The organism is Mesorhizobium sp. M2A.F.Ca.ET.037.01.1.1, assembly GCF_003998075.1.
In the GTDB taxonomy this organism is placed as follows: Bacteria; Pseudomonadota; Alphaproteobacteria; order Rhizobiales; family Rhizobiaceae; genus Mesorhizobium.
On the sequence record NZ_RZSA01000851.1, the window covers coordinates 1 to 2,901 of the forward strand.

Sequence of the window (2,901 nt, forward strand, 5' to 3'; positions counted from 1 at the left end):
ACCAGCATCTTTTTGATCTTGCGGCGCGGATTGTCGAGGGCGGCCCGCACCGTGTGCAGGCCGTAAAGCCGCACCAGCCCGTCGCCAGGCCCTTCCCCCGGCGGCACCGGCTGGCGCGGCCGGAATGCCGGCGCACCGCCCGCCTTCTGGTCTCGATGCGCGCGCCTCAGCTTGGCGTAGTGGGTGTCCTTGCGCGTGCCGGGCTTGGTGCTTTTATCGTCGTTCATGCGGGCTTCTATAGCCGTCCCGCCCGGCTAAGGATATGGGCTCAAGAAATGAATGCCGGACATCCTCGAAAAACCCTGGCCGCGCCGGTTGACACCCACCGGCCTTGCCGCCATAAGGCGCATCGCTGATTTCGGAGAAGATCTTACTCGGGCTCCGGATCGGCGCGAATGCCTCGTTGCATGGCTCCGGCGGCAGACTGGAGAGGTGCCCGAGTGGTTAAAGGGGACGGACTGTAAATCCGTTGGCTTAGCCTACGTTGGTTCGAATCCAACCCTCTCCACCACTGCCGGCCCGGAAGCCCTGAAACGAAAAGTCTCGGACCGAAAAGTGCATGGCGCTTTTCGGGTGAATCCGGTACCTCAGTGCAAGGCGCGGGTATAGCTCAGTGGTAGAGCAGCAGCCTTCCAAGCTGAATATGCGGGTTCGATTCCCGCTACCCGCTCCAGATTGCTTCTCTGCTGTCTGACAAAGAAACGCCGCCCACCATGGCGCGCGGCGCGTTCTCATCTGTTCAGCTCTCAGCTGTTGAAGGCCGAGGCGACCTGATGGTTCTGCGGGATCTGGCCGTTCGGCGTCAGCTTGTCGACGATGCCGGGCAGCGCCGTGGAGAGCTGCTGCAGCAGTTCCTGCTCGTTCATGCCTGTGCGCTGGGCGATCTCGCGGATCACCGCCGGCCCGAGCGCCGAGCCTAGATCGCCCGGATTGATCGGCTGGTTCTGGCCGGTCCCGACCCAGGAGTCGGCGACATTGCCGTGGCCGGCATCCTTGAGCTTGTCGAGCAGGCCACCTAGCCCGCCGAGCAAGCCGCCATCGGCGGACGCGCCGGTTCCGGCAGGCGCGGGCGCCGGCGCTTGCGGCGCGGCCGGTTCCTCGCTTCTGCCGCTCAGCATCCTGCCGACCAAAAGCGCGCCGAGCGCGATCATCAGAGGTTTGGTGATATTCCCGCCGGGAACGGCATTGTCGAACAGGCCCATCGTGGATCTCCTTGTCCAGCCAAGTCCGCCCGTCCCCAGAATGGCGCAAACAGGCGGAATTTCAAGCTGTCTTGAGCTTTTGACAATCATATGACCATGATGGGGGGCGGGGGTATTTGGAGGGAATTATGGGCATCATCAGCTGGATCATTCTGGGCCTTATCGCCGGCTTCATCGGCAGCAAGATCGTCAACAAGACCGGCCAGGGCATGATCATGGACATTGTGCTCGGCATCGTCGGCGCCATCGTCGGCGGGCTGATCTTCAGCGCTTTCGGCTCGGCCGGTGTCACCGGCCTAAACATCTGGAGCCTGATCGTGGCCGTCATCGGCTCGATCGTCGTGCTCTGGGCCTATCACCAGATTTCGGGCAAGCGCACGCTGTAGGCCAAGAAAGTCGCAGCCGGCCGGGCTGCTGGGAGTCGATCCTGTCGGATCGGCCCAGATTGATGCGCGTCGTCAGGCGACCATGGCCAATCGGCGCTTCCTCTCGTCGAGAGAGACGATCACAAGGCCGCTGACCATGACCAGCAGGATGCCGCAGACGGCGAGCGCGTTGGGAAACTGCCCGAACACCAGCAGCCCCGAAATGACTGCCCAGACGGTGAAGCAGTAATAGAAGGGCGCCACCGCGCTTGTCGGCCCGACGCGGTAGGCCATGAAGATGAAGAAATGGCCGAAGATCAGGAACAGGCCGGCACCCGCGATCAGCAGCAGATGGCGTCCTTCGGGCATCATCCATTGCTCGGAGACCAGATGCGCCGCGCCTGAGCCGACCAGCACCACCAGGACGGCGGAGATGGCGACGATCATGCCGGGCACCTCGGCGCTCACCTTGCGGCCGGCTATGTCGCGCACCGCCGCAAAGGCGGCGTTGCCGAGCGCCAGCAGCGCATAGACCGAAATGCCCTGCATGGTCGGCTGCGCCACCATGAGCGCTCCGACAAAGCCAAGGCCGATCAGCGCCATGCGCGTTGCGCCGATCCTTTCGCCGAACAGCATTGAGGAGCCGACCAGCACGAGGAGCGGCGTGATCTGGCCGAGCGCGGTGGAATCCGCGATCTGCATGTTCGCCAGGGCGACGACGTAGCAGAGGATCGCCAGGAGCTCGAACAGGTTGCGGCGCAGCACCTTGCGTTCGAAGAGCAGCGGGATCTGCCTGGCATAACCCAGCATCAGAAGCAGCGGTACACCCCACGCTGTGGCCGCCGCGCCGCGCAGCAGCAGCACCTCATAGGGCGGCAGCCCGGCGGTCGCGAGCTTCATCATCGTGTCGTTGACGAGGTAGGACCCCGTCGAGACGACCATGAACAGCGGGCCGCGGATATTGGATGGAATGACCTGCATGCCGCCGACAAGATCAGAGCGGCGCGGCGGCGGCAATGGGCCAGCCTGGAGCCTTTGATTTTACGCGCGGCAGCCCTATATCCGCCCACATCCCCTGAAATCGACCGTCGGTTCGGGTCGAGCGGGAATCCGCTCAGCCACAAGGTACTTGTGTTTTTCGGCCGTTGTCGCTAATCGCCCCGCATTCGACTGAACTGAAGGTCAAGGCCGTCCAAGGAAAGAGACTATGGCAAAAGGTAAATTCGAGCGCACCAAGCCGCATGTGAACATTGGCACGATCGGTCACGTCGATCATGGCAAGACGTCGCTGACGGCGGCGATCACGAAGTATTTTGGCGAATACAAGCGCTATG

The 2,901-nt window shown here is 63.0% G+C and carries 4 protein-coding genes, 2 tRNA genes and 1 pseudogene; 4 read left to right on the plus strand and 3 right to left on the minus strand.

From position 1 onward, the window contains the following. Positions 1 to 227, minus strand: a pseudogene (locus tag EOA27_RS30130) (23S rRNA (guanosine(2251)-2'-O)-methyltransferase RlmB); the annotation flags it as partial. Positions 228 to 426: 199 nt separating this feature from the next. On the opposite strand from EOA27_RS30130, the gene EOA27_RS30135 reads away from it, so the two are divergent. Both EOA27_RS30135 and EOA27_RS30140 read left to right on the plus strand, forming a co-directional pair. Then, positions 427 to 511 (plus strand) — tRNA-Tyr (locus EOA27_RS30135). 88 nt (positions 512 to 599) lie between these two features. Further along, positions 600 to 673, plus strand: a tRNA-Gly gene (locus tag EOA27_RS30140). 73 nt (positions 674 to 746) lie between these two features. Here EOA27_RS30140 and EOA27_RS30145 read toward each other — a convergent pair. Continuing rightward, entirely contained in the window at positions 747 to 1,202 is a 456-nt protein-coding gene (locus EOA27_RS30145; RefSeq protein ID WP_126082816.1) for a YidB family protein, read from the minus strand. 128 nt (positions 1,203 to 1,330) lie between these two features. Here EOA27_RS30145 and EOA27_RS30150 point away from each other — a divergent pair, with 128 nt between their 5' ends. Continuing rightward, complete coding sequence (locus EOA27_RS30150; RefSeq protein WP_126061040.1) at positions 1,331 to 1,588, plus strand: GlsB/YeaQ/YmgE family stress response membrane protein; 258 nt, start codon at positions 1,331 to 1,333, stop codon at positions 1,586 to 1,588. Between the two features lie 72 nt (positions 1,589 to 1,660). Here the strand turns inward: EOA27_RS30150 and EOA27_RS30155 are convergent, their stop codons facing one another. Beyond that, the gene (locus tag EOA27_RS30155; protein WP_126083815.1) at positions 1,661 to 2,548 is read right to left on the minus strand and encodes a DMT family transporter; all 888 of its coding nucleotides are present in this window, start codon (positions 2,546 to 2,548) and stop codon (positions 1,661 to 1,663) included. 226 nt (positions 2,549 to 2,774) lie between these two features. Here EOA27_RS30155 and EOA27_RS30160 point away from each other — a divergent pair. Continuing rightward, positions 2,775 to 2,901 (plus strand): GTP-binding protein (locus EOA27_RS30160; RefSeq protein WP_244571411.1); only part of this gene is annotated, 127 nt, incomplete at its 3' end.

Excerpts from the sequence above, each read along its gene's own strand:
- EOA27_RS30145 (WP_126082816.1), bottom strand. The coding sequence starts at position 1,202 with ATGGGCCTGTTCGACAATGCCGTTCCCGGCGGGAATATCACCAAACCT.
- EOA27_RS30150 (WP_126061040.1), top strand. The coding sequence starts at position 1,331 with ATGGGCATCATCAGCTGGATCATTCTGGGCCTTATCGCCGGCTTCATC.
- EOA27_RS30155 (WP_126083815.1), bottom strand. The coding sequence starts at position 2,548 with ATGCAGGTCATTCCATCCAATATCCGCGGCCCGCTGTTCATGGTCGTC.